The sequence below is a fragment of the Stenotrophomonas sp. YJH_SMC_123 genome (genome assembly GCF_059368215.1).
This window is the reverse complement of record NZ_JCAFRM010000007.1, coordinates 156,971-183,101: the sequence shown is the minus strand read 5'-3', so window position 1 is coordinate 183,101 and position 26,131 is coordinate 156,971. Positions and strand designations below refer to the sequence as shown.

The 26,131-nt window shown below is 68.1% G+C and carries 20 protein-coding genes; 15 read left to right on the top strand and 5 right to left on the bottom strand.

Annotated features, from left to right (window positions below; genetic code table 11):
- Window positions 1-16 precede the first annotated feature (16 nt).
- From AC5P5W_RS16085 to tkt, 9 genes are all read left to right on the top strand, one after another.
- Complete coding sequence (locus AC5P5W_RS16085) at window positions 17-1,987, top strand: type IV pilus secretin PilQ (RefSeq protein WP_495221279.1); 1,971 nt, start codon at window positions 17-19, stop codon at window positions 1,985-1,987.
- Window positions 1,988-2,173: 186 nt separating this feature from the next.
- On the top strand, window positions 2,174-3,199 hold the full coding sequence (locus AC5P5W_RS16080) for an AAA family ATPase (RefSeq protein ID WP_014648255.1): 1,026 nt from the start codon (window positions 2,174-2,176) through the stop codon (window positions 3,197-3,199).
- Window positions 3,200-3,207: 8 nt separating this feature from the next.
- Complete coding sequence (locus AC5P5W_RS16075; RefSeq protein WP_046432294.1) at window positions 3,208-4,137, top strand: DUF58 domain-containing protein; 930 nt, start codon at window positions 3,208-3,210, stop codon at window positions 4,135-4,137.
- Window positions 4,134-4,583: a DUF4381 family protein gene (locus tag AC5P5W_RS16070; protein WP_014648253.1), complete on the top strand. Its 450-nt coding sequence runs from the start codon at window positions 4,134-4,136 to the stop codon at window positions 4,581-4,583. The genes AC5P5W_RS16075 and AC5P5W_RS16070 overlap by 4 nt, the downstream gene beginning before the upstream one ends.
- Window positions 4,580-5,584: a vWA domain-containing protein gene (locus AC5P5W_RS16065; RefSeq protein WP_014648252.1), complete on the top strand. Its 1,005-nt coding sequence runs from the start codon at window positions 4,580-4,582 to the stop codon at window positions 5,582-5,584. Before AC5P5W_RS16070 ends, AC5P5W_RS16065 begins: the two co-directional genes overlap by 4 nt.
- Window positions 5,581-7,419 carry a VWA domain-containing protein gene (locus tag AC5P5W_RS16060; RefSeq protein WP_053495746.1) on the top strand — a complete coding sequence of 613 codons (1,839 nt, stop codon included), beginning with the start codon at window positions 5,581-5,583 and terminating at the stop codon, window positions 7,417-7,419. The genes AC5P5W_RS16065 and AC5P5W_RS16060 overlap by 4 nt, the downstream gene beginning before the upstream one ends.
- Window positions 7,416-9,131, top strand: a complete 1,716-nt coding sequence (locus AC5P5W_RS16055) for a BatD family protein (protein WP_164077922.1) — start codon at window positions 7,416-7,418, stop codon at window positions 9,129-9,131. Before AC5P5W_RS16060 ends, AC5P5W_RS16055 begins: the two co-directional genes overlap by 4 nt.
- Before the next feature lie 57 nt (window positions 9,132-9,188).
- Window positions 9,189-10,508, top strand: coding sequence for a dicarboxylate/amino acid:cation symporter (locus tag AC5P5W_RS16050; protein ID WP_014648249.1), 1,320 nt, complete (start codon window positions 9,189-9,191; stop codon window positions 10,506-10,508).
- Between the two features lie 214 nt (window positions 10,509-10,722).
- Window positions 10,723-12,720: a transketolase gene (gene tkt / locus AC5P5W_RS16045; protein ID WP_164077921.1), complete on the top strand. Its 1,998-nt coding sequence runs from the start codon at window positions 10,723-10,725 to the stop codon at window positions 12,718-12,720.
- A gap of 125 nt (window positions 12,721-12,845) precedes the next feature.
- Here tkt and AC5P5W_RS16040 read toward each other — a convergent pair whose 3' ends face one another.
- Window positions 12,846-14,798 carry an acetyl-CoA hydrolase/transferase C-terminal domain-containing protein gene (locus AC5P5W_RS16040; RefSeq protein ID WP_197575472.1) on the bottom strand — a complete coding sequence of 651 codons (1,953 nt, stop codon included), beginning with the start codon at window positions 14,796-14,798 and terminating at the stop codon, window positions 12,846-12,848.
- A 33-nt stretch (window positions 14,799-14,831) separates the two neighbouring features.
- Entirely contained in the window at window positions 14,832-15,389 is a 558-nt protein-coding gene (locus AC5P5W_RS16035; protein WP_014648245.1) for a flavin reductase family protein, read from the bottom strand.
- 118 nt (window positions 15,390-15,507) lie between these two features.
- On the opposite strand from AC5P5W_RS16035, the gene AC5P5W_RS16030 reads away from it, so the two are divergent.
- Genes AC5P5W_RS16030 through AC5P5W_RS16020 form a run of 3 tightly spaced genes read left to right on the top strand, consistent with a single transcriptional unit; the run spans window position 15,508 to window position 17,667 of the window.
- Window positions 15,508-15,873, top strand: coding sequence for a BlaI/MecI/CopY family transcriptional regulator (locus tag AC5P5W_RS16030; RefSeq protein WP_014648244.1), 366 nt, complete (start codon window positions 15,508-15,510; stop codon window positions 15,871-15,873).
- A complete protein-coding gene (locus AC5P5W_RS16025; protein ID WP_495221277.1) occupies window positions 15,866-17,107 on the top strand; it encodes a M56 family metallopeptidase in 1,242 nt (413 codons plus the stop codon). The genes AC5P5W_RS16030 and AC5P5W_RS16025 overlap by 8 nt, the downstream gene beginning before the upstream one ends.
- Window positions 17,104-17,667, top strand: coding sequence for a hypothetical protein (locus AC5P5W_RS16020; protein WP_014648242.1), 564 nt, complete (start codon window positions 17,104-17,106; stop codon window positions 17,665-17,667). The genes AC5P5W_RS16025 and AC5P5W_RS16020 overlap by 4 nt, the downstream gene beginning before the upstream one ends.
- 53 nt (window positions 17,668-17,720) lie before the next feature.
- Here AC5P5W_RS16020 and AC5P5W_RS16015 read toward each other — a convergent pair whose 3' ends face one another.
- From AC5P5W_RS16015 to AC5P5W_RS16005, 3 genes are all read right to left on the bottom strand, one after another.
- A complete protein-coding gene (locus AC5P5W_RS16015) occupies window positions 17,721-18,521 on the bottom strand; it encodes an MBL fold metallo-hydrolase (RefSeq protein WP_197575474.1) in 801 nt (266 codons plus the stop codon).
- An 11-nt stretch (window positions 18,522-18,532) separates the two neighbouring features.
- Window positions 18,533-19,351, bottom strand: coding sequence for a S1/P1 nuclease (locus AC5P5W_RS16010; protein WP_049406223.1), 819 nt, complete (start codon window positions 19,349-19,351; stop codon window positions 18,533-18,535).
- Between the two features lie 558 nt (window positions 19,352-19,909).
- Complete coding sequence (locus AC5P5W_RS16005; RefSeq protein WP_014648239.1) at window positions 19,910-20,539, bottom strand: OmpW/AlkL family protein; 630 nt, start codon at window positions 20,537-20,539, stop codon at window positions 19,910-19,912.
- 192 nt (window positions 20,540-20,731) lie between these two features.
- On the opposite strand from AC5P5W_RS16005, the gene gap reads away from it, so the two are divergent.
- The 3 genes from gap (at window position 20,732) to AC5P5W_RS15990 (ending at window position 25,913) form a co-directional block, all read left to right on the top strand.
- Window positions 20,732-21,736: a type I glyceraldehyde-3-phosphate dehydrogenase gene (gene gap, locus AC5P5W_RS16000; RefSeq protein ID WP_005414333.1), complete on the top strand. Its 1,005-nt coding sequence runs from the start codon at window positions 20,732-20,734 to the stop codon at window positions 21,734-21,736.
- A gap of 125 nt (window positions 21,737-21,861) precedes the next feature.
- Window positions 21,862-24,540: a DUF2339 domain-containing protein gene (locus AC5P5W_RS15995; protein ID WP_197575247.1), complete on the top strand. Its 2,679-nt coding sequence runs from the start codon at window positions 21,862-21,864 to the stop codon at window positions 24,538-24,540.
- Window positions 24,537-25,913 (top strand): DUF3999 family protein, encoded by a 1,377-nt coding sequence (locus AC5P5W_RS15990; protein ID WP_197575249.1) that lies wholly within the window; start codon window positions 24,537-24,539, stop codon window positions 25,911-25,913. Before AC5P5W_RS15995 ends, AC5P5W_RS15990 begins: the two co-directional genes overlap by 4 nt.
- The last annotated feature ends 218 nt before the right edge of the window (window positions 25,914-26,131 follow it).

Genomic DNA, 26,131 nt, shown 5'->3' with positions numbered 1-26,131 from the left:
TACTGGGGATAGCACGATGACCTTTCACCAAGCCAAGGGGCTGCGTCCCATCCGGCGCTCTACCTTGAACCGTGTCAGCGCGCTGGGAGTCGCGCTGATGCTGGCCTGCGCTCCGGCGCTGGCTGCCGCACCGGCGGAAAAGCCGGTGGGCGCCACCGTGGCACCGCCCGCCGCGCCGGCGGGCCTGTCGGTGGCCAAGATCGATTTCAAGCGTGGCGATGACGGCGCCGGGCGCCTGATCGTGCAGTTCGACGGGCAGGGCGCGATCCCTGACCTGCGCACGCAGGGCAACAGCGTGGTGGTCGACGTCGGCAATGCTCGGCTGCCGGCCAACCTGCAGAAGCCGATGAACGTCACCGACTTCGCCACGCCGGTACAGCGCATCGACGCCAAGCCGTCGGGCGCCGGCACCCAACTGGTGCTGAGCACCGGTGGCGCGGTGGAGTCGCTGGCCTACCAGAGCGGCAACGAATACGTGGTCGAGATCAGCCCGCGCCAGGCCCAAGCCGCCGTGGGTGCGGTCACCGCCGGCAGCGTCACCCAGGCGGCCAAGGCCGTCGGCCAGCGCGGCTTCACCGGCAAGCCGGTGACCTTCAACTTCCAGGACGTGCCGGTGCGCACCGTGCTGCAGTTGATCGCCGAGGAGTCCAACCTGAACGTGGTGGCGTCCGACTCGGTGCAGGGCAACGTGACCCTGCGCCTGGTCAATGTGCCGTGGGACCAGGCGCTGGACATCGTCCTGCGCGCCAAGGGCCTGGACAAGCGTCGCGACGGCAGCGTGATCTGGGTGGCGCCGCAGGCCGAACTGGCCAAGTTCGAACAGGAAAAGGAAGACGCGCGCATCGCCATCGAGAACCGCGAAGACCTGCAGACCGACTACATCCAGATCAACTACCACAGCGCCACGCAGATCTTCAAAGCGCTGACCGAGGCCAAGGGCATCGGCGGCAGCGGTGGTGGTGGCAGTGGTGGTGGTTCGGGCAGCTCCTCGCAGGAGGACAGTGGCTTCCTGTCCTCGCGCGGCCGCATCGTGGCCGACGAGCGCACCAACACGCTGATGATCAGCGACATCCCGAAGAAGATCGCGCGCATGCGCGAGCTGATCAACGTGATCGACCGACCGGTCGACCAGGTGCTGATCGAAAGCCGCATCGTCATCGCTACCGACACCTTCGCCCGCGAGCTGGGCGCGAAGTTCGGTGTCAGCGGCAGCCGCGACAACGTGTACTTCAGCGGTAGCCTGGATGCCAATGCGAAGACCCGTGAGTCGCAGGTTGCGACCGACCTGGCCAATGCCAAGGCCGAGCGTGACTGGGTAGCCGGTGGCCGGGTCGGCCCGCCGCCGGTGAAGTCCGGCTCGGCGATCACCCGTGGCCTGAACTGGAACCTGCCGGTGGCCGCCGCCAGCAACCCGGGTTCGCTGGCACTGTCCATCCTCAATGCGGGTTACCTGCTGGACGTGGAGCTGTCGGCCATGCAGCAGGAATCGCGAGGCGAGGTGATCTCCAACCCGCGCGTGGTCACCACCAACCAGCGCGAAGCGATGATCAAGCAGGGCAAGGAAATCGGCTACGTCACCATCAGCGGTGGTACCGCTGGCGGCGTGGCGACCCCGAACGTCCAGTTCAAGGAAGTGGTGCTGGAGCTGAAGGTCACCCCGACCATCACCAACGACAACCGCGTGTTCCTCAACATGCAGGTGAAGAAGGACGAAGTCGACCAGCTGATCCAGCTGGAAGGCTACGGCACCGTGCCGTCGATCAACCGACGCGAAGTCAACACCGCGGTGCTGGTCGAGGATGGGCAGACCGTGGTGATCGGTGGCGTCTACGAGTTCACCGATCGCAACAGCATCAGCAAGGTGCCGTTCCTGGGCGACGTGCCGTTCCTGGGCAACCTGTTCAAGAAGCGCGGTCGCAACAAGGACAAGGCCGAGCTGCTGGTGTTCGTCACCCCGAAGGTGCTGCGCGTGGCCAAGCAAAACTGAGCCCGCGCCTCCCGCGAAACGAAGAAGGGCCGCCCCGTGCGGCCCTTTTTCGTTTGGGCTGGCGGCATGCACGAAGCAGATCCATGCCCAGCGTGGACGGCTGTTCAGCGGTTCTTGATGCCAATCGCAGGGCACCCTGCGATGATGTCGGGAACCCGTGCCGTCCTGCGCCGGTCAAAGGCCCCCATGAACCTGCCACCGCCGATGCCCGAAACCGTCTCGCCGCCGCCCGCGCCGGCCACCTCCCGCCTGCATGCGGCGTTCACCCAGCTGCGCGACGCGCTGTCGGCCGAGATCGTCGGCCAGGCGGCACTGGTCGAACGCCTGCTGATTGCATTGTTGGCCGACGGCCATCTGCTGGTGGAGGGCGCGCCGGGCCTGGCCAAGACCACGGCGATCCGTGCACTGGCCTCGCGCCTGGAAGCAGACTTTGCCCGCGTGCAGTTCACCCCCGACCTGCTGCCGGCCGACCTCACCGGCACCGAGATCTGGCGCCCGCAGGAGGGCCGCTTCGAGTTCGTGCCCGGCCCGATCTTCCACCCGATCCTGCTGGCCGACGAGATCAACCGGGCACCGGCCAAGGTGCAGTCGGCGCTGCTGGAGGCCATGGGCGAGCGCCAGGTCACGGTTGGCCGCCATACCTATGCGCTGCCGCCGCTGTTCCTGGTGATGGCCACGCAGAACCCGATCGAGCAGGAGGGCACCTTCCCGCTGCCGGAAGCGCAGCTGGACCGTTTCCTGATGCATGTGCGCATCGGTTACCCGGACCAGGCCGCCGAATCGGAAATCCTGCGGCTGGCCCGTGAGCGTGCCCGTGGTGCATTGGGCGAGGCTGCGCCGGCGCCGGACAAGATGCCCATGCAGGACGTGTTCGACGCCCGCCGCGAAGTGCTGGACCTGCACATGGCACCGGCACTGGAGCGCTACCTGATCGAACTGGTGCTGGCCTCGCGCGATCCCGCGCGCTACGACGCCGGCCTCGGCCGCCGCATCGCCTGGGGGGCAAGCCCGCGCGGTTCCATCGCACTGGAGCGCTGTGCCCGTGCGCGGGCGTGGCTGGCCGGCCGTGACTTCGTCACGCCCGACGACGTGCGTGCAGTCGCCGCCGACGTGCTGCGCCATCGCGTGCTGCCCAGCTATGAAGCCACCGCCGAGGGCTGGGACGGCGAGCGCCTGGTGCAGGAGCTGCTGGCCCGGGTGCCGGCACCCTGAGCCTGCGCATGACCGATCCATCCCTGGAACAGGCACCGTCCGCGCTCGAAGGTGACGGGCTGCGCCCGCAGCTGGCCGAACTGGTCGCGCTACGGCGGCTGGCACAGCGTCCGCCGCCGCCGCGCCGTGGCCGCACCGGCAACGCGGGCCAGGCACCGTCCCAACTGCGCGGCCGCGGCATGGAATACGCCGAGTCGCGCGAATATGTAGCTGGCGACGACGCGCGCCACATCGATTGGCGCGTGACTGCGCGCACCGGCCGCGCCCATACCAAATTGTTCCAGGCCGAGCGCGAGCGGGTCAGCCTGATCGTGGCCGATACGTCGCCGGCGCTGTACTTCGGCACGCGCGTGCGCTTCAAATCGGTACAGGCCGCCCGTGCCGGTGCGGTTGCCGCGTGGTCGGCGCAGCGCCGCGGCGACCGCGTGGGTGCGCTGCGCGGCAGTGACCGCGAAGCGCCGATTGCCCCTGCGGGCGGGCCACGCGGCGTGCTGCGCGTGCTCGACGCGCTGACCCGCTGGTATGCACAGCCGCCGGTCGACGATCTGGGCCTGGCGCGTGCACTGGATCATGCCGGTCGCGTGCTGCGCCCGGGGGCACGCATGCTGGTGCTGGCCGATCCGCAGCAGGCCATCCGCATTCCGCCCGCGCGCTGGAGCGCGCTGGCCCAGCATCACGATCTCAGCCTGGTGCTGCTGGTTGATCCGCTGGAACTGCATCCCCCCTCGGCGGCGCTGCAGTTCCAGACCGCACAGCAGCGCATCGGCCTCGACCTGCGCCGCAGTGAAGTGCAGGCGCATTGGCAGGCACACTTCGTCGAACCGCTGCAGGAACTGCGGCGCCAGCTCGGCGCACGCCGTGTCGATGTGCAGGTGCTGTCCACGGATGCGCCCAGCGACGCGTGGCTGGCGCCATCACCGACCGAGGTGCCGGCGTGAGCGCCGCGCTGCCGCTGCGCGATGTGCAGTTGCCACCGGCACCTTCATGGTGGCCGCCTGCCCCCGGTTACCTGATGGTCGGCGCGGCGGTGGTGCTGGTGCTGTTGGTGATCGCCGTGCTGATGTGGCGGCGTCGCCGTCGCCGCCAGCGTTGGTTGCAGCTGTTCGATAGCGAACTGGCAGCCACCACCGACGCTGCGGCCGAACTGGCGGCCATTGCCGGATTGCTGCGCCGTGCCGCACGCCGTGCAAAGCCGGGCAGTGAATCGCTGCGCGATGATGCCTGGTGGCAGCGTGTAGACCCGCAGGGCACGTTGCCCGATGCGCGCCGCAGCCTGCTGGCCGAAGGCGCGTATCGCCCACGCGTCGACAGCAGCGACGTGGCGGCCGTGCGCAGTTGGGCCCGCGAGCGCTATCTGGCGATGCTGCTGGAGCGCCGCCGATGAACCTCTGGACGACCTATTGGCCATGGCCGGACCTGCAGCTGGCATGGCCACTGGCATTGCTCGCGCTGCCGTTGCCGTTGCTGATGCGCTGGTGGAAGCGCCGTGCAGAACCGGGCGCCGCGCTGCGTGTGCCCTACGCCGCCGCCGAGCTCGAAGCGCTGTCCGGTGGGGGCCGCGTCGACGTGTCGTGGCTGCGCACGCTGCTGCTATGGCTGGGCTGGTGCGCGCTGTGCATCGCGCTGGCACGGCCGCAGCAGCTGGGCGAAGCCATCACGCCGCCGCAGCAGGGCCGGCAGATGATGCTGGCGATGGACGTGTCCGGCAGCATGGGCGAGGGTGACATGGTGCTGGGAGCCCAGGCGGTTGATCGCCTCACCGCGGCCAAGGCCGTGCTGGCCGACTTCCTGGATCGTCGTGCCGGCGACCGCGTCGGCCTGCTGATTTTCGGGGATCGCGCCTACACGCTTACGCCGCTTACCGCAGACCTGGCCAGCGTGCGCGATCAGCTGCGCGACAGCGTGGTCGGCCTGGCCGGGCGCGAGACCGCCATCGGTGATGCCATCGGCCTGGCGGTGAAGCGCCTGCGCAGCCAGCCGGAGGGACAGCGCGTGCTGATCCTGTTGACCGATGGTGTCAGCAACGCCGGTGTGCTGGAGCCGCTGCGCGCCGCGGAAGTCGCGCGCGCCGAAGGCGTGCGCATCCACACGGTTGCATTCGGCGGCGATGGCAGCATGCGCCTGTTTGGTATCCCGATTTCCACCGACCAGGATCCGGTCGATGAGGCCACCCTGAAGAAGATCGCCAGCATGACCGGTGGCCAGTTCTTCCGCGCGCGTGACACCGCGCAGCTGGCCGGGATCTACGCCGAGCTCGATCGCCTGGAGCCGGTCGCCGCGAAGGGGCCGAGCCTGCGTCCGCGCGAAGAACGCTATGCCTGGCCGTTGGGGCTGGCGTTGCTGCTGGGCGTGCTGGCCTGGCTGTGGCCGGAGCGTCGCCGATGATCGCGTTTGCTTCGAATCTCCCCGATTGGAGCGCATTGCACTTCCTGCGACCGGAGTGGTTGTGGGCGCTGCTGGCGTTGCCCCTGATCCTCGCGCTCGCGATGTACCGGCAGCGACGCAGTGATGCGTGGCGGCAGGCGGTGGACGCACACCTGTTGCCCCACCTGCTGGCCGCGGGCGCGAAGCGTCGAGTGCGCCTGCCATGGGCGCTGCTGCTGGGCTGGACACTGGCATCGCTGGCCATGGCCGGGCCGAGCTGGCGCCAGCAGGCACAACCGATGTTCCAGGCCAGCGCACCGCTGCTGGTGGTGCTGGACCTGTCCAGCCGGATCACGGCAACCGATCTTCCGCCGTCGCGCCTGCTGCAGGCGCGGGCGAAAGTGGGCGAACTGCTGCGCGCGCGCCAGGGCGGGCAGGTGGGGCTGGTGGTGTATGCCGATGATGCCTACACCGTGGCGCCGCTGACCGACGACGGCAGCAATGTTGCGTTGTATCTGGATGCGCTGTCGCCGGACGTGATGCCGCGTGATGGCCAGCGTGCCGACCGCGGCATCGACTGGGCGACACGCTTGATGCGGCAGATCGGCGCGTTGCAGGGGCAGATCCTGCTGGTCAGCGATCAGGCGGACAGCGAAGCTGCACTGGCGGCGGCGCAGGCACGCAGCCTGGGCCTGCAGGTGTCGGTGCTGGGCCTGGGCACGCCTGCCGGTGCGGCCTACCGCGATGGCAATGGGCAGATCCGCCAGGCCGCGCTGGATGAGGGCAGCCTGCGTGCAGTCGCCACTGCCGGTGGCGGCCGCTATGCGCGCATCTCTGCCGATGACGGCGATCTGCGTGCGCTCGGTGTACTCGACGCGCGCGACGGCACGGCGGCGCAGCGGCCGGGCGAAGGCAAGCAGTGGCGTGACGAAGGCTTCTGGTTGCTGCCGCCGGTGATGCTGCTGGCATTGCTGGCCTTCCGCCGTCGCGCGGTGCTGGCTGCGGTGCTCGCGGTGGGTCTGCTGCCATGGATGAATGACGCGCAGGCGCAGGCCCCTGCGACGCCTGTCTCGCAGCCGGCGCAGGGCACGCTGTGGAAGCGCAGCGACCAGCTGCAGCATCAACGCCTGGCCGAGGGGGTTCAGGCCTACCGCAGGGGCGACTTCGCCACTGCACGCAGACAGTTCGAAGGCATCGACAGCGATGCCGGTTGGTACAACCTGGCCAACACGCTGGCACGCGAAGGCAACTACGACGACGCAATTGCCGCCTACGACCGCGCGCTGGCGCTGCATCCGGGCATGGCCGATGCGGTGGCCAACCGTGCCGTGGTCGATGCCGCACGCAAGCGCAGGCCATCCGGGGGCGGCCAAGGCCAGGATCAACAGAAGCCACCGCACAACGGGCAGCAGAAACAACCGCAGGGCCCGCAGGGCCAACAGAACCCACAGGGACAGCCGAAGCAGGGCCAGCAGCAACCCGGCCAGGGCCAGCCGCCGTCGGGCCAGCAGGGCCAGCCCAAGGCGGGTGACAACAACGCGCAGTCGGAGCCTCAGCCTGGCGAACGTGGCCGCGATGGCCAGCAGGCACCACCGCAGGTGGAAGATGCCAAGGCGCAGGCGCAGGCCGATGAACAGCAGCGCCAGCGCATGCAGCAGGCGATGCAGCAGGCACGCGAGGGTGAGGCCGGCAAGGGGGGCAAGCCAGTGCCGGGTGGTGAGGGCCGCACGCCGCGCCAGCGCGAGGAGCAACAGGCGGTGGAGGCATGGATGCGGCGTGTGCCGGATGATCCGGGCGCATTGCTGCGGGCCAAGTTCCAGCTGGAAAACGAACGCAGGAAGAGGGAAGGGCGATGACGCGGTCGATCAACATGCACGGGCACTGGCCTCGACAGGTGCTGGCGGCGCTGCTGTTGTGGCTGCCGCTGCTGGCCTGGGCGCAGCCGCGCGCGTGGCTGGACCGCGACCGCATCGCGATGGGCGACACGGTCACGCTCAATGTCGAGAGCGACCAGGGCGCCCCTGACTTCACGCCATTGCGCACCGACTTCGACCTGAGCGGGCAGACCAGCAGCCGCCAGGTGGAATGGAGCAATGGCAGCATGCAGCAGCGCAACCTGTATGGCGTGGCGCTGACACCACGACGTAGTGGTGCGCTGGTGGTACCGGGCCTGCAGGTGGGCAGTGTGCGCACCGCACCGCTGACGCTGCAGGTCGATGCGGCCGCCGTGGCGGGGCCCGACAGCAATGCGATGGCCTTCATCGAAACCGTTGTCGATGACGATACGCCGTATGTGCAGCAGAGCGTGGGCGTGGTGGTGCGGCTGTACTTCGCCTCGCAGCTGGCCTCCGGCGAGCTGGTGCTGGATACCCCGGCGGGCGCGTCGTTGCAGCGTGTGGGCGACGACCGCACCGATGTACGCCAGGTCAACGGGCGCCGCTACAACGTGGTCGAACGGCGTTTCCTGCTGATCCCCGAGCGCAGTGGCGCGTTGCGCCTGGCCGGTGCCCGTTTCAGTGGGCGCAGTGCGGGTGGCTTCTTCGACGACTTCTTCGGCGGTGGCGATGGCCGCATGAATGCCACCGGCGCAGACCGCACGCTGCAGGTGCAGGCACAGCCGGCGCAGGCCCCGCAGCCGTGGCTGCCACTGCAGAGCCTGCAGCTGCGCTACACCAGTGCGCCGACCAGTGCCCGCACCGGTGAGGCCGCCAACGTGGTGGTCGAAGCGGTTGCCGAAGGCGCGACGCGCGCGCAGTTCACCGACCTGCCGGTGCCGGATGTCGGCACCAATGCGCAGGTGTTCGCCGAACCGGCACAGTACGAAGAGACCTTCAACGGCAGCACGCCGCGCCTGAAGATCACCCGCCGCTATTCGATCGTGCCGCGCCAGCCGGGTTCGCTGGTGGTGCCGGGGCCGCGCCTGCCCTGGTGGGATGTGCGTAACGGCAGGGCGCAGGAGGCGAAGCTGCCGGACCTGACGCTGGCCGTCGCGGCCGGCACCGGCACCGGCACTGCCTCACCGGCGCCATTGCCGCCGATCGACACCGATGCCGCGCTGCCGGGCGCCGATGGCCAGGACAGCCGCATCGCCGCGACCGATCCGCGTGCCAGCGGCCTGTCCGAGCGTCCGTGGCCGTGGATGGCGGCGGCCATCGGCCTGGCGTTGCTGTGGCTGCTGACTCTCCTGTGGGGCTGGCAGCGAGGTCGGCGCCCGCGCGCAGTGGCGCCAGTAGCGGGCAAGGCCTCTGTGCCGACTGCGGCGGGCGGGCGTGCCGGCCTGGCAGAACTGCGCCGCGCGCTGGATGGCGAGGGCTTCGAACAGGTGGAAGCACAGCTGTGTGCGATGGCTGGTGTGGAACGCATCGAGCAGGTCATCGCGCGGCTTGGGGATGCAGCCCAGCGTCAAGTGCTACAGGACCTGCAGCAGGCGCGGTGGGGCGGGCAGGGGGATCTGGCGCCGCTGCGCACGCGCCTGCGCGAGGTCTTCCGTGACGGACCGCACTGGTCGGCGGCTGCGGGCACCGCCGACACTGACCTGGCGCCGCTGTATCCGCCGCGGCGAACCTGAACCGGCGCCGCTTGCGCGCTTTGTTAGAGTGCATTCATTTTTCGAGGAAACCCGCGTATGACAGCAGCTGCTGCCGACAAGAAGAAGTTGCCCCTGCATTGGAAGATGGGCATCGGCTTTGCGATCGGCCTGGTCCTGGGACTGATCGTGCACGCCCTGGGCGGCAGCGTCGATGGTCTGCAGGCTGGTGCCAAGTGGGTAATGGACTACGTCACCACCCCGGCGTCGGGCCTGTTCCTCAACCTGATCTTCATGCTGATCGTGCCGCTGATCTTCTCGGCGCTGATCATGGGCGTGTCGGAGATGGGCGACATCCGCGCCCTCGGCCGCATCGGCTGGAAGACCCTGGCCTACACCGTGCTGCTGTCCGGCATCGCGGTGGGCATCGGCCTGGTGCTGGTCAACCTGCTCAAGCCGGGCGCGGGCGTCGATCCGCAGACTGCGGCACTGATGCTCTCGGAGAACGCCGAGCGCAGCAAGGAAATCGTCGCTGGCATCCACGGCACGCCGAAGGGCATGGACATGCTGCTTTCGATCGTGCCGAGCAACGTGCTGCAGGCCGCGTCGGACAACGGCGCGATCCTGTCGCTGATGTTCTTCGCGCTGATGTTCGGCATCGGCATGGTGCTGACCGACAATGAAAAGGTTGCCCCGCTGCGCCGCGCCATCGAAGGCGTGTTCGAAATCTCGATGACCCTGATCAACCTGGTCATCCGTCTGGCCCCTTATGCGGTGGCCTGCTTCATGTTCAACCTGGCCGCGCTGTTCGGCTTCGAGCTGATCATCCGCCTGGGTGCCTATGTGGGCGTGGTGGTGCTGGCGCTGGGCCTGCACATGATCGTGACCTACGGTACCGCGGTGTGGCTGTCCGGCCGCTCGCCGCTGTCGTTCTTCCGCGATACCCAGGAAGCAACGGTGATGGCGTTCTCCACCGCCTCCAGCAATGCCACCCTGCCGACCGCGCTGCGCGTGGCCGACCAGATGGGCTTGCCGCAGCGCGTGTCGCGCTTCGTGCTGACCGTGGGTGCCACCGCCAACCAGAACGGCACCGCGCTGTTCGAGGGTGTGACGGTGATCTTCCTGGCCCAGTTCTTCGGCGTGGACCTGAGCATCGGCCAGCAGATCATGGTGATGGCGGTCTGCATCCTCGGTGGCATCGGTACCGCCGGCGTGCCGTCGGGATCGCTGCCGGTGGTGGCGATGATCTGCGCGATGGTCGGTGTGAACCCGCTGGGCATCGGCCTGATCCTGGGCGTGAATCACTTCCTGGACATGTGCCGTACCGCGCTGAACGTGACCGGCGACCTGGCCCTGACCACGCTGGTGGCCAAGGGCGAGTCGCACGATGGCCCGGCGCTGGGTCCGCAGCAGGACTGAGTCCAACGCCACTGCTGGCGACCTGATCGGGGTCGGATTCCTTTCCGCAGGGGAAAGGGCTCCGGCCCCTTTCACATGCGGAATCCGGCGGAGATCATGACGTGCCGGCCAGCGGCCGGCACGACCGGGCAAGGTGAACTGACCCCCCGCCCGGCGACTATGGGACAATAGGCCGCCCGCACGTCCGCGGCCGCCTCCCGATTCCGACAGAACCATGACGCAGCCTACCCGTCGCCAGTTGGCCAACGCCATCCGCTTCCTTGCCGCCGATGCGGTTGAAACCGCAAAGTCCGGCCACCCCGGCATGCCCATGGGCATGGCCGACATCGCCGAAGTCCTCTGGAACGACTACCTCCGCCATAACCCGAGCAACCCGCACTGGTTCAACCGCGACCGTTTCGTGCTGTCCAACGGCCACGGTTCGATGCTGCAGTACGCGCTGCTGCACCTGAGCGGTTACGACCTGCCGATCGAGCAGCTGAAGCTGTTCCGCCAGCTGGGCAGCCACACCGCCGGTCACCCGGAACGCCACGAGACCCCGGGCGTGGAGACCACCACCGGCCCGCTGGGCCAGGGTTTCGCCAATGCCGTGGGCTTCGCCCTGGCCGAGAAGCTGCTGGCACAGCGCTTCAACCGCCCGGAGCTGGAAGTGGTCGACCACCGCACCTGGGTGTTCATGGGCGATGGCTGCCTGATGGAAGGCGTGTCGCATGAAGCCGCTTCGCTGGCCGGCACCTGGGGCCTGCACAAGCTGGTCTGCTTCTGGGACAACAACCACATCTCCATCGACGGCAACGTCGAGGGCTGGTTCACCGACAACACCCCGGAGCGTTTCGAGGCCTATGGCTGGAACGTGGTGCGCGACGTCGATGGCCATGACCCGGACAGCATCAAGGCCGGCATCGAGGCCGCGCTGTCGCAGAGCGACAAGCCGACCCTGATCTGCTGCCGCACCACCATCGGGTTTGGTTCGCCGAACAAGGCGGGCAAGGAATCCAGCCACGGTGCACCGCTGGGCAAGGACGAGCTGGAAGCCACCCGCAAGCAGCTGGGCTGGGAATACGGCCCGTTCGAGATCCCGCAGGCGATCTACGACGGTTGGCGCGCCAATGGCGCCGGCATCCTGCGCCAGGCCGAGTGGGAACAGCTGTTCGACAAGTACGCCAGCCAGTACCCGGCTGAAGCAGCCGAACTGACCCGCCGCTCGCATGGCGAACTGCCGGCCGACTTCGTTGCCAAGGCCGATGCGTACATCGCCCAGGTGGCCGCGGAAGGCCCGACGATCGCCTCGCGCAAGGCGTCGCAGCTGGCCATCGAAGCCTATGCCCCGCTGCTGCCGGAAATCGTCGGCGGCTCGGCCGACCTGGCGCACTCCAACCTGACCCTCTGGAAGGGCAGCAAATCGGTTGCCAGCGACGACGCCAACGCCAACTACGTGTACTACGGCGTGCGCGAGTTCGGCATGACCGCCATTGCCAACGGCCTGGCCCTGCACGGTGGCTTCATTCCGTTCGACGCCACCTTCCTGGTGTTCAGCGATTACGCCCGCAATGGCGTGCGCATGAGCGCGCTGATCCCGGCGCACGCCATCCACGTCTACACCCACGACTCGATCGGCCTGGGCGAAGACGGCCCGACCCACCAGCCGGTGGAGCACCTGGCCTCGCTTCGCTACATCCCGAACAACGACGTGTGGCGTCCGTGCGATGCGGTCGAGTCGGCGGTGAGCTGGAAGGCCGCGATCACCCGCCAGGACGGCCCGAGCTGCCTGGTGTTCAGCCGCCAGAACCTGCCGCACCAGCCGCGCAGCGCCGAGCAGATCGCGCAGATCGAGCGCGGCGGTTACGTGCTGGCCGATGCCGCCGGTACCCCGGATGTGATCCTGATCGCCACCGGTTCGGAAGTCTCGCTGGCCACCGAAGCCAAGGCCCAGCTGGATGCGGCTGGTCTCAAGACCCGCGTGGTCTCGATGCCGTCCACCGACGTGTTCCTGCGCCAGGACGCGGCCTACCGTGAATCGGTGCTGCCGAACGCCGTGCGCAAGCGCGTGGCCGTGGAAGCCGGCGTCACCGGTTTCTGGCGCCAGTTCGTCGGCCTGGACGGTGCCGTGATCGGTATCGACACCTTCGGTGCCTCCGCCCCGGCCGACCAGCTGTACAAGCACTTCGGCATCACCACCGCCCACGTGGTGGAAGCCGCCAAGGCGCTGTAAGCAGCATCGCGACGTAATGAGGAAAGGCCGGCGCACGCCGGCCTTTTCTTTGCCGCAGGAAAAAGGGGACGGAGGGGATTAAGTCGTTTGTGCACAAGCGACTTAATCCCCTCCGTCCCCTTTTCTCAGGCGGTGCGCGCCAGTGCCAGCCGCAGCAGGCGCGCGTCCAGGCGTTCGGCGAAATCCTTCGGCGCCTGCAGGCCCATGCGTTGCAGGTACACCGCATCGCCGTCGCCGGCCGGTTGCCGTAGTGCTGCCCAGACGGTACGCAGCTTGTCGCCGCGGGTCTGCGTATTGGCCTTCAGCCACGCCAGCGCTTTCACCAGCACCTGCTCGATCTCGTTGAAGTCACTGCCCAGCGGATAGTCCGGCAGGCTGCCATCGGCGCGGAACGGGGCCAGCGCCGCTGTCAGCGCCTGCGGCGTATTGCGCTGCTGCCGCTGCGGATCCGGTTGCGCGACCTCCAGCAGTTTGCGCGAGGCGTGCGCCTGCTGCAGCAGGCCGCCCTGGAACGGGGCCTCGGTGATTGCGGTCATCGCATGCACGCAGTCCTCGTCGGTCAGTCCGCGCAGGTCGGCAATGCCGTATTCGTTGAGGTAGATGTCGCGCAGGTGGCGCGGAATGGTGGTGTGCCCGTAGTTCCAGCGCACGTTGGATTCGCGTCGGCCCTTGTCATCGCGCGCGGCGCGGAACATCAGCACGCTGCGGGCTTCCGGCAGGGCATGTGCCATCGCCACGAAGTTGTACTGGCCGCCCACACCGGATACCACGCGTCCATCGTCCAGCGCGTCGGACACCGCCGCGCCCAGCGCGGTGGCCATCATGCAGGAGTTGAAGAAGCGCGCATGGCGGCGCTGCAGGCGTTCCAGCGTTTCGTTGCCGCCGTACAGCTGGTTGATCTCGCTGATGCGGCGCATGCCGATCGCACGGCACTCGTCCTCTGGCAGCGTGCGCAGCCACTCGTAGAATTCCGGCGAGCCCAGGTAGAACGCGCCGTGCAGGTACTCACCTTCGGCCGCCAGTGTGGCGTGGTCGATCGACAGCGTGCTGCCGTTCTCGATGCGCTGCATCAGCGCCAGGTCATCGTGTACCTTGCGCTTGATCACCCCGGTCTGCACCAGCCTGCGGAAGCCCTCGTTGAGCATCTCGCTGCAGCCGTACAGGCCCACTTCGAACGGGTCCACGCCGCCGATCTCCTGCACCAGCGGGTGGCTGGCCAGCTGCGGATCCAGCGCGTGCAGCACGCGGCGGTAGCGCGCGTTGTCGGTGTGGCGCAGCACCAGCGCATGGCTGAGCGCGTCGGCCAGCGTACCGATGCCGATCTGCAGCGTGCCGCCATCGCGCACCAGCGTGCTGGCGTACAGGCCGATGGCGTAGTCGACATCGCCGACCGGCTGCCGCGGCAGCCCGAACAGCGCCGGGTACGGCGGCGGTGGGGTGATCACCAGATCGAAGAACGAGACATCGACCGTGGCCGAGCCGCCCAGGTAGGGCAACTGGGGATCGATCTCGGCAATCAGCAGCGGACGCGGCAGGCCACGCGCGGTCATCGCGTCCAGCGTGTCCTGGGTGATGTCGTTGTTGCACGACAGGGAAAGCCGGCGGTCGTTCGGGCGCATCGCCACTTTCTGCACGATCACCTGTGGCGCGCGCTGCGCCACCGCATCGGCGGCGTGGGTGTAGTTCAGGCTGGTATAGCTGGATTGCGCCTGGCGCGACCCGAGCAGGGCGCCGGATTGCATGTAGAACTCTTCCACCTGCACATGTGCCGGCAACGCGTCGCGTGCGATCGCATCGGCATAGGCCAGGCGCGGGAAGTCGTCGCCGAAATGGCGCTGCGCGAACGGTGCCAGGAAGCGGGCTTCCAGGCCGTTGCCCCGCGCCTTCGGCGGATTCAGCGACAGCGCGGTATACAGCTGCAGCGGCCGCGACGGATCGTGCTCGACGCGCGCGTAGAGGGCGTTGAGCAGCCGATGCGGCTTGCCCAGTGCCAGCGGTGCCCCGATCCGCAGCGGCCCGTCCACGCGCGCAAACAACCAGTCGACGGCGGCGTCCAGGTCGGTGAGGTGTTCGGTCATGCGCGGCGGTCCTGCGTCGGGGAAGTGCGGGCATTACAGCATGTCGGGCTTGAACCGCCGTCGACGCGAGACTTCCGCGCCGGCCACCATGAACTGCCCATCGCCGCGGTAATGCACCGTGCGCGGCAGTTTCGGCCGGGGCGCAACATGGGCGTGCACGATTTCCCAGATGAACAGATTGCTCGCTGCCACCTGGCTGTCGTCGTACAGGCGGCATTCGAAGCACGAATGGCATTGGCCGACCAGTGGCGCGCCGACCTCACGCGCGGGCAGTGCGTCGAGCCCGAAACGGGCGAACTTGTCGACCTCGCGGCCGCTGCAGTTGCCGATGTCCACCACGGTATCGAGCAGCTCCACCCCGGGCACGTTGATCACGCACTCGCCGCTGCCGCGCGCCAACGCGTGGCTGTGGTTTGCGTCCCACAGGTAGGTGGCGACCAGTGAAGGCGAGAAGCCCATGACCATGTGCCAGCCCATCGTCATCAGGTTGCGCTGGCCGCGCCATGCCGTGCTGACCAGCACGATCGGGCCGGGTTCGAGGAAGCGGCGGGCCTGCTCGACCGGGAAATCCTTCTTCGGCAGTGCTTTCATCCGGGGCCAGGGGCGGGAGGAACCGATGCTGGCGCAGCCGGGATGAACCCGGAGTCGAGGGGCTTGACAGGCAGTTCGATTACGCGCGTAATCAATCTGTCGATTACGGATGTAAACCATGACCCCGATCAGCGAAGCCGAAGCCGTCGTGATGGAGGTGCTGTGGCAGCAGGCACCGCGTAGTGCCGATGACGTGGTGGCCGCGCTGGCCCATCGCGACTGGGCCGAGCCGACCATCAAGACCCTGCTCAACCGCCTGCTGACCAAGGGCGCGATCACTGCCGAGCGCGATGGACGGCGTTACCTGTACCGGCCGCTGCTGCAGCGACAGGCGTGGGTGGAGGCGCAGAGCCAGGACTTCATCGGCCGTGTCTTCGAAGGGCGCGTGGCGCCGCTGGTCGCGCACTTCAGCGAACGCGGCCAGCTGAGCGCGCAGGACATCGCCGAACTGAAGAAGCTGATCCAGGAGCTGGACCATGACTGAGCTGCTCGACGGACTGTGGCGGGCCAGCTTGTGGCTGGCCGTGGGTGTGGTCCTGCTGGCGGTGCTGCGACCGCTGCTGGTGCGGTTGGGGGGCGCTGGGCTGGCCTACCGCAGCTGGTGGCTGCTGCCGCTGCTGCTGGTGGCCCTGACGCTGCCATTGCCACAGGTTGCGGTGTTGCAGCAGGTACCCACGCTGCCGCTGAAAGTGATGCCCGGTGCCCTCGATGCCCTGAGCGGGCCCTCGCTGCCATGGGCCGGGCTGTTGTTCGCGCTGTGGGCATTGGGCGCGGGCATCCGCCTGTTGCGCGACCTGCACGCACAACATCGTTTCGAACGGAGCATGGGCCCACTGACGCCGCGCACCGATGGCAGCTGGCAGGCCAGCGGCGATCCCGGCTTGCCCGCGCTGGTTGGCCTGTGGCGCCCACGCATCGTGGTTGGTCCCGACTTCGACCTGCAGTTCACCGCACAGGAACAGAGCTTGATCCTGCAGCACGAGCGCAGCCATCACCGTCATGGCGATCACTGGGCCAACGGTGCGCTGCTGCTGATGCGCGCGGTGTTCTGGTTCCACCCGCTTCTGCCGTGGGCTGCGGGCCGCTTCCTGCGCGACCAGGAACTGGCCTGCGATGCCCGCACCATGGCCCCGCAGCCGGCGCTGCGCGGCCTCTACGCCAGCACGCTGCTGAAGGCGCAGCTGGTCCACCCGGTTGCGCCCGCGGTCTGCCATTGGCGCAGCCAACCCGTGTTGAAGGAGCGTATCGCCATGTTGAAGCAGTCCAAGCGGAAGGCATTGCCGTGGGTGTCCGGGCAGGTGCTGGTGGTCGGGTTGTGTGTGGGCATGGGCGCGGTGGCATGGGCCAGCCAGGGCGGCGCGGCCGGGAGCCCGGGGATCGGTGTCGAGCCGTACGCAACGGCGGAAGAAGGTGCGGCCAAGGCTGGGCTGGACCGTCCGATCCAGATCGACAGGATGCCACCGCCGTCCTATCCGAAATCCGCGTTCGAGCAGCGCCAGGTAGGTGTGGTGAACCTGCGCGTGGAGGTGGATGCGCAGGGGCGTCCCAGCGATGTCCGCGTGCTCAGTGCCACCAATCCGGGCGTGTTCGATGCGGTGTCGATCGCTGCGGCACGCAGCTGGACCTATCGGCCGGCGATGAAGAACGGTAAGCCGGTTGCAGCGGCGGTGAAGATTCCGATCACGTTCGCCATGGACAACACCGAGGACACCCAATGAAGTCCGCTGCGCTGATCATGGCGGCAGCGCTGCTGGTCGGGTGCGCGAGCCAGGACCGCCTGACCACGGTGGATACCCGCAGCGAAAATGTCGGCCACCAGCGCCTGCAGCCGCAGGCGGGCAGCGGCGGTGGACAGTCGCAGGTGTATTCGCTGGGTGCGACCGAAGGCTACCGGATGCCGCAGCTGTACGCGGCACCTGACCCGGAGGTTGGCGATCGTGACCCGCGCGCGGAACTGGCGCCGACCACGATCTGCCTGCAGGTGGTGGTTGATGCCAATGGCGCCGTGGAGCGAAGCCTGCCATTGACCGATCGTCCGGAGTGCGCGGCAGGTGCTGCGGGCGAGAATGCGCCCCTGCTGCAGGCTGCCCAGGAAGCCGTGGCGATGTGGAAGTACTCGTCCGCAGCGGTCTGCCACTTCGCGGCGGGCAAGGTGCCTGCCGACCGCGGTGACTGCCGGGGCGCCGAGCGCGTCGAGCCGGTAGCGGTCACCCTGCAGTACGCCTTCACGTTCGAGATCGTGAAGGGCCAGCACGTGGTGCGGATGCAGGGAAAATGAACGCTCGCGGTCCGTGATGGAAACCGATGGCGCTGGGCTCTGCCCGGCGTACGTCAGGCCCCGCCCTGGATATTGGCCTTTACCGCAGGCTGCATCAGCTTCGGTTCTTCCAACGTCGCATCGCGGGCCTGGCGCACGCTGACGAACTCCGCCTCGGCCACGCCGTCGTGCACGTGGATGTTGTGCGCGCGCTGTTCACCGATGGTGGTTTCGTTGGCGAAGTCGCGGCCGCCCGGGCCGTAGTCGTGGCAGACGAAAACGCGGGTGGCATCCGGCAGGGCCAGCAGGCGCTGGATCGAGCGGTACAGCTGTGCGGCATCACCGCCGGGGAAGTCGCAGCGGGCAGTGCCGCCGTCGGGCATGAACAGCGAGTCGCCAGTGAACAGCGCATCGTCGATCAGGTAGGCGATGCTGTCGCTGGTGTGGCCGGGCACGGCGATCACCTGGCAGCGCAGTTCGCCCAAAGTGAAGGTCTCGCCATCACTGAACAGGTGGTCGAAGATTTCATCGGCGCCCGGAAGCTGCAGGCCATAGCGTGGCGCAAACGTCGCCTGCACCGCGCGGATGCCTTCACCGATGGCCAGCGTGGCCTGCGGAAAGTGCTGCTTGAGTCGGCGCCCGGCCGACACATGGTCGGCGTGGGCATGCGTCTCCAGCAGCCAGCGCAGCTGCAGGCCCTGTTGTTCGATGGCCTGCAATGCCGCGCGCAGCGGTGATTCGCTGCTGGCGTCGGTGTCCGGGTCGTAGTCCAGGACCGGATCGATCAGCGCCGCCTCGCCGCTGGCCGGGTCGCTGACCAGGTAGCTGAAGGTGTTGCTGTCACGGTGGAAGAACGACTGCACCTGGACCGGCATTGGAGCTCTCCTCAGCGCGTGCCGAGCACGCGGTTCAGCAACTGCGCCAGGTTTTCACCGGCCAGCCGCAGCTGCGCTTCGGCCAGCGGCCGGTAGCGCTCGGTGTACTCGTCACCGATTTTACGCGAGGCCGGATAAACGCCAGGTTGCATGGAGATGCGGCAGCTGGCCTCGGCCCAGGCCTGCGGGTCGCGCTGCGGGTTGGACTGGCGTGCCAGCTTCGGTGCGCGCTGGCTCTGCAGCACCGGCAGGTAGCCGGCATCGTCCAGCTTGCGGGTGTTGAGCATGCCGCTGTCCCACAGCGAGTGCAGGTTGGTACCGCGGTTGCCGAACTGCAGCTGGAAATCATTGCCGCCCTTGTCGTGGGCGTAGCCGGCGTGCATCGGCTGGTGGATGTCGCCGACCAGGTGCACGACGAACTTCAGCGCCTGCAGGCGCTCGCCGTCAGTCAGGCTGCGGTCGCCCAGAATGGCGCTCTGCGCCTTGAGGGCTTCGACGATGCAGTTGCCGTTCCTGCAGTGCTTCGGTGCTTCGTAGTGGCAGTCGTCTTCGGCAATGTTGACGTAGTGCCAGCCGGCCGAGCGACGGCCCAGGCCCGGGTCCTTGGCGCGCAGCTGGTCGGCCCAGGGCGCGATGCTGGCCAGGGTGGCGTCCGGTTCGGTGGCCAGCAGGCGGTCCACTTCGGCGCGGGCGGCGGGGGTGAGGCGGGCGTCGGCGACTTCGGCGACAAGGCGGTGGCCTTGCGCGCCCCAGGCATGGGCAGGGGCGGAGACGGACAGCAGGGCCGGCGCCAGGGCGGCGGCGAGGAACAGGGAGTGCAGGGCTTTCATGCGCCCATTCTAGCGGGGTAGGTGGATTGAAGAGCGGCGCGTTCCTGTTCCGAAGTGGAAGCGTAGAGGGAGGGGCGGCGGGACACGCCGTAAATCCGTCCTTGGGGGCTCGATGGCGCCATCCATGGCGCCAACGGTCCCGCCGCCCCTCCCTCTGCGCTCCCCTCCAAACATGGCCGCGGAGGCGGATGCAAACGTCAAATGCAACATCAAAAACAAATGCAGGATCAAAATCGGCCTCCTGCAATTACAGGCAATCACTGCGCCTCGGATGCACGGGTTCTGCTCTTGCCTTTGCTTGAGCTGGTACGCACGCGGTGATGGGAAGGGGCAAGGCGGGGAGCGGAGCCGGGACCGTTGGCGCCATGGATGGCGCCATCGAGCCCCCAGGGATGGGTTTACGGCGTGTCCCGGCTCCGCTCCCTGCCTTGCCCCAGCTCCGGAACCGCTTCAGTCCCAGGCACAAAAAAGCCCCGGCAATTACCGGGGCAACATGCTGCGAGGGTTTTGCGTGTAGCGGGGGAGCGGGGGCGAAGCCCCCGCGCCCAATACACCGCTTTAGAACTTGAAGACGTACGAAGCGCCGTAGACCAGCGGATCGATGTTGACCGTGCCGATCTTCTCGCCGTTCAACTTCACCTTGCTGTCGATGTCGATCCAGCGCATGTCCACGCGCAGGGCGCCCTTCTCGCCGATCGCGAAGTCCACGCCGGCGTGTGCGGCCAGGCCCCACGAATCCTGCAGCTTCAGCTTGCTGCCGGCCAGCGCACCCGTAGTGTCTTCGCTGAAGAAGGTGGTGTAGTTCAGGCCGGCGCCGACGAACGGCGACACCTTGCCCTTGCTGTTGAAGTGGTACTGCAGGGTGACCACCGGCGGCAGCTGCTTGGTGCTGCCGACGCGGCCCAGGCCGTTGATGTTGATGTCGTGCTTGAACGGCAGCGCGGCCAGCACTTCGATGCCCAGGTTGTCGGCGATGAAGTACTCGCCGGTGATGGTCGGCTTGACGTCATTGTCGACGTCGACCTTCAGGGTGCCGCCGGCCAGCCAGCCGTTGTTCGACTTCGGCGCCACCTGGTGCACGCCGGCCGAGACGGTCCAGTCGCCCTTGGACTGGGCCATGGCCGGGGCGGCGGCGAGCGACAGGGCGGCGGCCAGGCTGGCCACGATCAGGGGGGAGGTCTTGCGCATGGGGGTGTTCTCGTTGCTGGGTGGATGGCGACAGTCTCGGCCTCACGCCGCGCTAACGCTTTGATCCGGATCAAATCCTGTCCGTGGGCCGGCCGGCGGTCCCGGCTGGCCCACGGTGGCCAGCGGCGGTTTGCTAGACTTGTGGGCCCTATCCATCCCGCCGCACCTGTCGCGGCCGCAGGAGCTTGAGAAATGGCAATCAAGGTTGGTATCAACGGTTTCGGTCGCATCGGGCGTAACGTCCTGCGCTCGGCGGTGCTGAACTTCGGCGACGACATCGAAATCGTGGCCATCAACGATCTGCTGGAGCCGGACTACCTGGCGTACATGCTCAAGTACGACTCCGTGCACGGCCGCTTCAAGGCCGACGTGGCGGTGCAGGGCAATGACCTGCTGGTCAACGGCAAGAAGATCCGCCTGACCCAGGAACGCGACCCGGCCAACCTGAAGTGGGATGAAGTCGGCGCTGATGTGGTGCTGGAAGCCACCGGCCTGTTCCTGACCAAGGAAACCGCGCAGAAGCACATCGATGCCGGCGCCAAGAAGGTCATCATGTCGGCCCCGTCGAAGGACGACACGCCGATGTTCGTGTACGGCGTGAACGACAAGACCTACGCCGGCCAGGCGATCATCTCCAACGCTTCGTGCACCACCAACTGCCTGGCCCCGCTGGCCAAGGTCATCAATGACAAGTGGGGCATCAAGCGCGGCCTGATGACCACCGTGCATGCGGCCACCGCCACCCAGAAGACCGTCGATGGCCCGTCCAACAAGGACTGGCGCGGCGGCCGTGGCATCCTGGAAAACATCATTCCCTCGTCCACCGGTGCGGCCAAGGCCGTCGGCGTGGTCATTCCGGAACTGAACAAGAAGCTGACCGGCATGAGCTTCCGCGTGCCGACCTCGGACGTGTCGGTGGTCGACCTGACCGTCGAGCTGGAAAAGGAAGCCACCTACGCCGAGATCTGCGCCGAAGTGAAGGCACAGAGCGAAGGCCCGCTGAAGGGCATCCTGGGCTACACCGAAGACAAGGTGGTGGCCACCGATTTCCGCGGCGAAACCTGCACCTCGGTGTTCGATGCCGATGCCGGCATCGCCCTGGACGGCACCTTCGTCAAGCTGGTGACCTGGTACGACAACGAGTGGGGCTACTCGAACAAGTGCCTGGAAATGGCCAAGGTCATCGCCGCCAAGTAAGGCCGGCGTAGATCGCAGACGAACCCCGGCCTGGCCGGGGTTCGTCGTTTAAGGGGCCCACCCTGTCGTAGCATGGGGCGGTCGACCGCTGCCGCTGTGGCGCGGGAACGCAATGGAAGCACGCAATGGAAGCACTGATCGCACTGGTCGTATTGGTCCTGTTGGCCATCCCCCTGCTGCTGGTGGTGGCGCTGGTGATGATCTCCGGCCTGCGCCGCCGCGTCGCGGCGCTGGAAAGCGCGATGGCCGCCGCGCCTGCCACCGCCAGGCCGGCCGCCAGCGCGCCCACGCCTGAACGGGCTGCGGCCACGCCCACGGCCAGTGCCGATCCACCGTTCCTGCGGCCGGTCGCCGCTGCTGCGCCGCACCCCCCGCAGCCACCGGTGCGCGAAGCAGCGCCGACCGAGGCGCCTGTTCCCCGACCTGCTGCGCCACCGCCGGTGCCACCGGTGCCGGTGCAGCCGCCGCTGCCTTCCGAGCCGGCACTGCCCAACGTCATCGAGCGCGGCATCAGTGCGGTCAAGCGCTGGTTCACCGAAGGCAACGTGCCGGTCAAGATCGGCATGCTGGTGCTGCTGGCCGGTGTCGCGGCGCTGCTGAAGTACGTCAGCGACCAGGGCTGGCTGGTGTTGCCGATCGAGCTGCGCCTGGCCGGCATCACTGTGGGCGCGCTGGGCCTGCTGGCCTTCGGCTGGCACCAGCGCGAGCGCCGGCGCCTGTTTGCGCTGGCCTTGCAGGGCGGTGCCATCGGCGTACTGCTGCTGACCATCTTCGCGGCCTTCAAGCGCTTCGACCTGATTCCGCCGGGCTTCGCCTTCGCCAGCTCCATTGCCCTGGTGGCCGGGCTGTGCGTGCTGGCGGTGGTGCAGAACTCGCGCACGCTGGCCGTGCTGGGCATCCTGGCCGGCTTCATGGCACCACTGTGGCTGTCCACCGGCAGCGGCAATCACGTGGGGCTGTTCAGCTATTACGCGGTGCTCAACGCGGGCATCTTCGCCATCGCCTGGTTCCGCCCTTGGCGCGCACTGAACCTGCTGGGCTTCGCCTTCACTTTCGGCATCGGCACCTTCTGGGGCGTGCTGCAGTACGTACCGGACAAGTTCAGCAGCACTGAGCCGTTCCTGCTGTTGTTCTCCGTGTTCTACCTGCTGATCCCGCTGCTGTACGCGCGCCGCCAGCCGGCCGGCCGGCGCGATCTGATCGATGGCAGCCTGGTGTTCGGCGCGCCGCTGGTCGCATTCTCGTTGCAGGCAGGCATGCTGCACGAACAACCGATGACGCTGGCACTATGCGCGTTGGGCCTGGCCGCGATCTACGCGGTACTGGCACGGGCGCTGATCGCACGTGCGTCGTATACCATGCTGGCGCAGTCGCATGCCGTGCTTGCGGTGGGCTTCGCCACGCTGGCGGTGCCGCTGGCCTTGTCGGCGCGTGCCACCGGTGCCGTGTTTGCGCTGGAAGGTGCAGGCCTGGCCTGGTTGGGGCTGCGCCAGAAGCGCTGGCTGCCGCAGGTATCCGGCGCGTTGCTGCAGATCGGCGCCGCATTCGCCTTCGTTGCCGGTGGCGACCACTGGCACGAAGACCTGCGCTTCCTGATCAACCCGACCGCCATCGGCGCGCTGTTGCTGGCCCTGGCCGGCTTCGCGTCGGCGTGGAGCTACCAGCGCAGGCCACGTCATGAGGTCGCACTGGTGTACTACCTGTGGGGCCTGCTGTGGTGGTTGGGCGGCCTGGTCCATGAGATCACGCGCTTCTTCCCGTACCGCACCGAAGTGGACGCGTTGCTGGTGCTGGCCGCGGTCACTGCCTGGCTGGTGGCCGAAGTGCAGCGTCGCCAGCCGGCACGTGCACTGGGCGTGACCGCACTGGCCATGCTCGCGCTGGGCTTCCCGCTGGCCCTGGTGCAGAGCGATGCACACCACCAGCCGTTCGCCGGTTATGGCGCGCTGGCCTGGGCGGTGTTCGCGGTGCTGGGCGTGCGGACCCTGCTGTGCCTGCGCCAGGGCGGCGATACCGTGGCCCGCATCGCGCAGTTCCTGTGGTGGCTGCTGTGGCCGTCGCTGCTTTCGCTGCTGGCCCTGTGGGGCGGTGGCGAAGCCGATCTGGCGCAGGGCTGGACGACCCTGCTGGTGACCTTGCCATGGCTGCTGATGGCGGCACTGTCGCTGTGGCGCTGGAATGCGCTGCGCTGGCCATTGGGACAGGCCTTCGACAGCGTGCGCGTCCCGCTGCAGTGCGTGCTGTTCGGCCTGCTGTCGATCGGCTGGCTGTTGGGCCAGCTGCTGCCGGGCGACGCTGCACCGCTGTTGTGGCTGCCGGTGCTGAATCCGGCCGAGATCGGCCAATGGTTGAGCCTGCTGCTGCTGGCGCGCTGGCTGTACGGCGATCAGCAACCGCAGGCACCGCAGGCATTGCTGAACATCCGCATGCCGCTGCTGGCACTGGCGGCCTTCGTCGCACTGACCAGCCTGGTGCTGCATGGCGTGCACCAGTGGGGTGGGCTGGCATGGAACGCGTCGATGATGCGCTTCAGCCTGGCCCAGACCAGCCTGACCGTGTTGTGGAGCGTGCTGGGCGTGATTGCCTGGGTGTGGGGTTCGCGTCGTGGCCAGCGTGTGCTGTGGATGGTCGGTGCCGTGCTGATGGGCGTGGTACTGGCCAAGCTGGTCATTGTCGATCGCCAGCACCTGGGCAACCTGCTGGGCATCGCATCGTTCATCGCCTACGGCCTGCTGTGCACGGTCGTGGGTTATCTGGCACCGGCTCCGCCGAGCGTGGCGCCGACCGTGGAGGAAAAGCAATGAGGAAGTGGAGCAGGGCGCTGCTGCCGGCGATGTTCGGCATGCTGGCCGCCGTCGTGGTGCAGGCGGCTGATTACCGCACGCAGTATGCCGAGCAATGGCCGCTCACATTGTCCAGCGCGCAGTCCGGTGCCTACCGCATCGTGCTGGAGCCGGCGATCTACCGCCGTGCCGTGAGCCCCGACCTCAGCGACCTGCAGGTGTTCAATGCAGCCAGCCAGCTGCTGCCGTCGGCACTGCTGGCGCCGGACCAGCCGCTGGCGCAACCGCCGGTGCAGCGTGAACTGCCGTGGTTCGTGCTGCCGCCGCTGGCCGATGCCCAGCGCAACGATCTGCAGCTGCTGACCGAGCGTGATACCGATGGGCGCGTGCGCCGGGTCGAAGCACGGGTGAGTGGCGGGGCGACGGCGAACGGGCAGGGCGGCTGGCTGATCGACGCCAGCATGCTCGACCAGCAGCCGCTGGCGGCGCTGGTGCTGGACTGGGCCGACAGCGGCCAGCCGCTGCAGGCGCAGGTTCAGCTGGATGCCAGTGATGACCTGCAGCACTGGCGATCGATGGGTCGCGACGTGCCGCTGGTGGATCTGCAGCGCGCCGGCAAGCGCCTGCTGCAGCGCCGCCTGCAGGTGGACGGCACTGCACGCTACCTGCGCATCCTGGCGCAGGGCGACTCGCGGCTGCCGACCCTGCGCGGCGTGTTGGCGGAACTGCCGCCAGCGCCGGCCACGCTGCCGTGGGAATGGCTGTCGCTGGAGCCGACGTCGAAGGGCAAGGGCGAATACACCTTCGAGATGGATGGCCGGTTCCCGGTGGCGCGCGCCGATGTGGCCAGCACCGACAACAGCCTGGTGCAATGGACGCTGTTCAGTCGTGATGATGAGAGTGCCGAGTGGCAGCGCCGCAGCGCGCCGTGGATCGCCTACCAGGTGCAACAGGGCACGCAGGGCCCGCGCCAGCAGTCGGCGGCGCAGCCGCTGGGCGGCGTGCACCGCGACCGCTACTGGAAGCTGGTGGCGAATCCGGCGGAATCTGCCACTGCGCCGACGCTGCGCCTGGGCTACCAACCGGAAGTGCTGGTGTTCCTGAGCCAGGGTGCGGCGCCCTACGCACTGGCGGTGGGCAGCGCGACCGCGCGCCGCACGGACGCGCCGATCGGGGTGTTGATCGAGGAACTTCGGCAGCGCAACGATCCGTCGTGGCAGCCGACGCTGGCGCGACTGGAAGGCAGCCCGGAACCGCTGGCGGGTGACGCGGCGCTGAAACCGCAGCATGACTGGAAGTCGTGGCTGTTGTGGGCGCTGCTGGGTCTGGGCGTGCTGGTGGTGGGTGGCCTGGCGCTCAGCCTGCTTCGGCAGAAGCCGACGCCTTCGGCGTAGGTTCCGGCGAACGGCGCAGCCCCTCGTGGGTGGCTGCAAAGCGCGATCCCGGGGATGGGCCGAGCGGGTGGGCTGGGCAGGGGACGCCGTGAATCCGTCCCTGGAGGCTTAGCCGCGCCATCCATGGCGCGGATACCCCTGCCCAGCCCACCCGCCCGGCCTCTGACAGTTTCCGTGTGCGTCCACCCACGGAAAGAAAAAAAGAAGAGCAAAAGCTG

Excerpts from the sequence above, each read along its gene's own strand:
- AC5P5W_RS16065 (WP_014648252.1), top strand. The coding sequence starts at position 4,580 with ATGAACCTCTGGACGACCTATTGGCCATGGCCGGACCTGCAGCTGGCA.
- AC5P5W_RS16030 (WP_014648244.1), top strand. The coding sequence starts at position 15,508 with ATGACCCCGATCAGCGAAGCCGAAGCCGTCGTGATGGAGGTGCTGTGG.
- AC5P5W_RS16040 (WP_197575472.1), bottom strand. The coding sequence starts at position 14,798 with ATGACCGAACACCTCACCGACCTGGACGCCGCCGTCGACTGGTTGTTT.
- AC5P5W_RS16060 (WP_053495746.1), top strand. The coding sequence starts at position 5,581 with ATGATCGCGTTTGCTTCGAATCTCCCCGATTGGAGCGCATTGCACTTC.
- AC5P5W_RS16080 (WP_014648255.1), top strand. The coding sequence starts at position 2,174 with ATGAACCTGCCACCGCCGATGCCCGAAACCGTCTCGCCGCCGCCCGCG.
- AC5P5W_RS15995 (WP_197575247.1), top strand. The coding sequence starts at position 21,862 with ATGGAAGCACTGATCGCACTGGTCGTATTGGTCCTGTTGGCCATCCCC.
- tkt (WP_164077921.1), top strand. The coding sequence starts at position 10,723 with ATGACGCAGCCTACCCGTCGCCAGTTGGCCAACGCCATCCGCTTCCTT.
- AC5P5W_RS16050 (WP_014648249.1), top strand. The coding sequence starts at position 9,189 with ATGACAGCAGCTGCTGCCGACAAGAAGAAGTTGCCCCTGCATTGGAAG.
- AC5P5W_RS16055 (WP_164077922.1), top strand. The coding sequence starts at position 7,416 with ATGACGCGGTCGATCAACATGCACGGGCACTGGCCTCGACAGGTGCTG.
- AC5P5W_RS16025 (WP_495221277.1), top strand. The coding sequence starts at position 15,866 with ATGACTGAGCTGCTCGACGGACTGTGGCGGGCCAGCTTGTGGCTGGCC.
- AC5P5W_RS16035 (WP_014648245.1), bottom strand. The coding sequence starts at position 15,389 with ATGAAAGCACTGCCGAAGAAGGATTTCCCGGTCGAGCAGGCCCGCCGC.
- AC5P5W_RS16015 (WP_197575474.1), bottom strand. The coding sequence starts at position 18,521 with ATGCCGGTCCAGGTGCAGTCGTTCTTCCACCGTGACAGCAACACCTTC.
- AC5P5W_RS16005 (WP_014648239.1), bottom strand. The coding sequence starts at position 20,539 with ATGCGCAAGACCTCCCCCCTGATCGTGGCCAGCCTGGCCGCCGCCCTG.
- AC5P5W_RS16085 (WP_495221279.1), top strand. The coding sequence starts at position 17 with ATGACCTTTCACCAAGCCAAGGGGCTGCGTCCCATCCGGCGCTCTACC.
- AC5P5W_RS15990 (WP_197575249.1), top strand. The coding sequence starts at position 24,537 with ATGAGGAAGTGGAGCAGGGCGCTGCTGCCGGCGATGTTCGGCATGCTG.
- AC5P5W_RS16075 (WP_046432294.1), top strand. The coding sequence starts at position 3,208 with ATGACCGATCCATCCCTGGAACAGGCACCGTCCGCGCTCGAAGGTGAC.
- AC5P5W_RS16020 (WP_014648242.1), top strand. The coding sequence starts at position 17,104 with ATGAAGTCCGCTGCGCTGATCATGGCGGCAGCGCTGCTGGTCGGGTGC.
- gap (WP_005414333.1), top strand. The coding sequence starts at position 20,732 with ATGGCAATCAAGGTTGGTATCAACGGTTTCGGTCGCATCGGGCGTAAC.
- AC5P5W_RS16010 (WP_049406223.1), bottom strand. The coding sequence starts at position 19,351 with ATGAAAGCCCTGCACTCCCTGTTCCTCGCCGCCGCCCTGGCGCCGGCC.